The sequence below is a fragment of the Stenotrophomonas sp. 05L44_2 genome (assembly GCF_056665995.1).
This window is the reverse complement of sequence record NZ_JBFTNR010000710.1, coordinates 1-4,038: the sequence shown is the minus strand read 5'-3', so window position 1 is coordinate 4,038 and position 4,038 is coordinate 1. Positions and strand designations below refer to the sequence as shown.

Sequence of the window (4,038 nt, the reverse complement as noted above, 5' to 3'; positions counted from 1 at the left end):
GACCAGGTCGCCGGCAAACAGACTGATCCGCGCATCCGGCGCGGCCTTCTGTGCGGCCCGCACCACGCGGCTTACATGGCTGACGTTCTTGTTCTGGGTATCGCCGAAATACAGCAGGGTCAGCGGCTGGTCGGCAGCGGCCATCGTACGCAGCTGGTTCCACGCGCTCCAGCTGCCATTGCCCTGTACGCGGTAGACATACAGGGTGTCCGGCTGCAAACCGTCGATGTCGGCGCGATGATGATGCGACAGGCCGTTCTCGGTCTGCAGCACCTGGGTCTTCGCGCGCACCTGGACGATGCCCTCGATGGCCGGCGAATCGTCGGCCCGTGCGATTTCCAGCAGCGGCGACTGCACGCTGCCATCGGTGCGCCAGGCCACTGCGAAGCCGTGGCTGGGGTCGACCGATGGAGAGGCAACGATGCGGTCCGGCACCGGTGTGGCCGCGTAGTAGCGGCTGCCCGACGGCACCCGCGTATTGGGCTCGGCCGCAGCCATCGCCATCGATGGCAATGCGAGCAGCAGCCCGATCGCAAGCAAGCGCACCAAACGCGCGCTCACGAGCCACACTCCAGCGGCAGGGCCAACTGCTTGGCGATGCTCTCCCAGTCGAAGGCCACCACRCCCTGGTCATCGTGCACCGCATACAGGGCACCGTGCGGGAACCKYGGCGTCGGCTGCTGCATCATCCAGATGCCATCGGTGTTGGCCACGGTATTGCCCTGGAACGCACCCACCGGCTTCAGCGTATGGCGGTCGAACAGATGGAACACGCTGCGCTGCTTGCCCTGCTCGGTGGTGATCCACCAGCCGTCCTTGCCGCAGGTGCGCAGCATCACGCCTTCGGCCTGCGCCTTGAACACGTCGCGGCCGAAGGTGGTGCCGGTGAAGCGCCCCGCCAGGGTGTAGACCTTGAATTCGCTGGCGTAGCTTTCGTCCTCTTCGGCGATCAGCAGGCGATCATTGGCCGGATCCCCCCAGATCGATTCGACCACGCGCAACGCACCGGCTTCGCTGGTATCACCGATGCTGGCCGACAGTGTTGCCTGCACCTTCGTGCCATCGCGGGACACGTGGTACTGGCGCACGCGCTTGTCCAGCTCAGCCAGCGGCGGCAGGATGTCCTTGCCCTGTGCGTCCTCGCCGTTGTCCCAGGAGTCGGTGACGTAGACGCTGTAGCCATCGGCACGGCGGTCCACCCACAGGCCGTAGGGCTTGCGCAGGTCGTCGGCACCGAAGGTGGCCAACGGAGTGAAGTCCGGCAGCGAAAGCACCTGCACACGGTGGTTGTCGCGCTCGACGATCCACAGCAGGTCATCGATCACCGCGATGCCGTTGGGACGATCGAACTGGCCCAGGCCGGTGCCGGTGCTGCCGACGTCGCGCAGGTGCTGGCCGTTGCTGCCATCGTAGACCACCAGCTTGTCGGTGGCCTTGGCCGTGGCGATCAGCCAGGTCTTGCCATCCGGGGCCTGCCAGGACGCGGGCGAATCGATGTTGTCGGCCGGGGTCATCGGGGTCAGGAAAGCCTCGGCGATGGTCGCCACGTTGCGCTTGACCGGTGCCACAGCGCCGGTCGCTGCAGCCGCTGCCGGCGCCTTGTCCGCGGCCGGCGTGCAGCCGGCGGCAAGAACGGCTGCCAGCGAGGCCGCCATCAGGGTCATGCAACGCGCCATCACAGCGCCACCTTCAGGCCCACGGCGTAGGTGCGGCCATACTCTTCCATCTGCAGGGTGCGCGAGCGCGTGCCCTGGTACAGCTCCAACGGCTTGTCCAGCAGGTTCTGCGCTTCAAAGTACACGCTCACGTTCGCGTTGAACTTGTRGTCCAGCGAGAAGTCGAGCTGGGTGTTGGGCGCCACGTAGATGTCGAACGCACGGCCCTTGCCGATGCTGTCCAGGTACTCGCTGCGGTACACCGCCGCCAGACGGGGTGGCTTTGCGGCCATTGATCGGCTGGGTCACGTCAAAACCACCGTAGGCCGGATCATTGGTGCGCACCGTCTCGACGATATAGCCGTCGATGGACTTGTGGAACAGACCTAGCGAAACGATGCCGGTACTGCCGAGGTACTTCTCCACCGACAGGTCGATGTTCTTCGACTCGTACGGGTCCAGCTCAGGATTGCCCAGGCGCACTTCCTCGTCGCCGCGGCTGTAGCCGACGCGCGGCGAGATATCGCCGAAGGACGGGCGCGAAACGGTCTTGTTGGCCGAGGCGCGCAGCACCCAGTCATCGGCCGCGTCATAGCGCAGGTGCAGGCCCGGCAGTACGTTGGTATAGCTGCTGTTGGCCACGCGCGGGGTTACGGTGTAGCTGCGGCCGTTGGCCGCCACATCGACCTGGTTGCCTTCGGCCCTGAAGCGCGTGTTCTCCACACGCACGCCACCGATGATGCGCAGCGCACCGACATCCCAGGTCCCCATGGCGTAGCTGGCGAAGATGTCTTCACTGGCGGTGTAGTCCTCTTCCAGCGAGGTCATCGCGTTGGCGCCGACATCCTGCGGGCGAGCACTGAACTGGCCACGGTTGGCCGCCCAGTACGCGCGCATCGCGTCCGAATCCATGCCGTCACCCAGGGTGCCGTGGCGGTGATCCGGGGAGCCGGTGGTCCAGCTGGACAGGGCAACCTTCGGGCCGACGCGCAGTTCGCTTTCGTCGACGTTGACGTCGCGGTCGCGCCAGCGCCCCAGCAGGCCGAACTTGATGCTGCTGCTGTCGCCGTCGAAGCGCACGTTGACCTGTGCGCTGTGCTCCTTGTCGTTCACCTGCTTGGGTGAAATCACGAAGCGGTCGAACGCGTAGTTCGCGTTGTCCAGCCACTGCGGATTGTCGAAGCTGTAGCTGGGCATTCGACTGCTCTGGTCCAGCGTACCGTTGAAGGCCTTGCCGTTGAGCTTGAAGCGCGCCTCCATTTCATCGTTCACCCGCTCTTCGGTGCGGGTGAAACCCACCTTGTAATCGACCACGGCGTTGGTCAGCGTGTTCTCGCCGCCCAGGCTGGCCGCAAAGGTGTTCTCTTCCTTGGTGCGGTAGCGCATGCGCCTGTCGATGGAATCCTTCGGCATGCCGTCCAACCGGTACTGGTCGGTACCGGTCTTCACCATCTTSGCGTCATCGAAGTTGAAGATCACSCGCTGGCGGGTTTCGGCATCATCGAACTGGCTGTACAGCGCACGCAGGTAGTACTTGCTGTCCTCGTTCGGGCGCCAGTCCAGGTTGAGGTTGGCGCCGATGCGCTTGCGCTCGATTTCGTATTTGCGGTGCTGCAGGTTGATCGCGGTGACGTCGCCCGGTGCGGCATCGTCTTCGCCGTCGTACTCCACTTCGGTGTTGTCCGATTCGAACGTGCGCTTCTGGTAGTTCACGCCCAGCGCGACGCCGAAGGTGTCGTTGAACACTTCGCTGTAGTTGAAGGCCGCCTTCGGGCTGGTTTCGCCGGACAGCTGCTGGTGGCTGGCTTCGATCTTGCCACGCAGGCTGCGGCCGTCACGATCGAAGGCCGAGGCCGATTCAACCAGGATCGCGCCGCCGATGGCGTCGCCCGGCATGTCCGGGGTGGGCGACTTGACCACGCGCAGGCGCTCGGTCGAATCGGACGGAATCACATCYAGCGGCGCCGCGCGGCTGGAATCTTCCGGGGTGCCGATGGCGATGCCGTCGACGCTGACGCTGTTGAGGTTGGCATCCAGGCCACGCACCACCACGAACCGGCCTTCCCCCTGGTCGCGGGTCACGCTGATGCCCGGCAGGCGCTGCAGCGACTCGGCCACGTTCTTGTCCGGGTACTGGCCCAGCGCGTCGGAGGACACGGCGTCTTCGATGGCATCGCTGCTGCGCTTCAGGTCGACGGCGCGTACCTGCGATTCCAGCTGCGCGCGCACTTCGACGCGGTCCAGATCGGTCGCTGCGGCGGCACCCCCTGCCACGGCAGCGGCAGCGTTTTCGGCCGCCAGCACCGACGGGCTGGCCGTCACCAGCAGCGAGAGGCTGATTGCCAGGCCCAACGTGTTCTTCTTCTGCACAGCTATCCCCAAC

At 65.4% G+C, this 4,038-nt stretch carries 2 protein-coding genes and 1 pseudogene; all 3 read right to left on the bottom strand.

The genetic code is table 11. The annotated features are described in order from the left end of the window. A partial coding sequence (locus tag AC1VAN_RS19645) for a fibronectin type III domain-containing protein (protein WP_480986519.1) occupies window positions 1–504 on the bottom strand: 504 nt, incomplete at its 3' end. Between the two features lie 53 nt (window positions 505–557). Continuing rightward, complete coding sequence (locus tag AC1VAN_RS19640) at window positions 558–1,664, bottom strand: NHL repeat-containing protein (RefSeq protein WP_425602664.1); 1,107 nt, start codon at window positions 1,662–1,664, stop codon at window positions 558–560. Window positions 1,665–1,675: 11 nt separating this feature from the next. Next, window positions 1,676–4,025: pseudogene (locus AC1VAN_RS19635) on the bottom strand (TonB-dependent receptor). Between the last annotated feature and the right edge of the window lie 13 nt (window positions 4,026–4,038).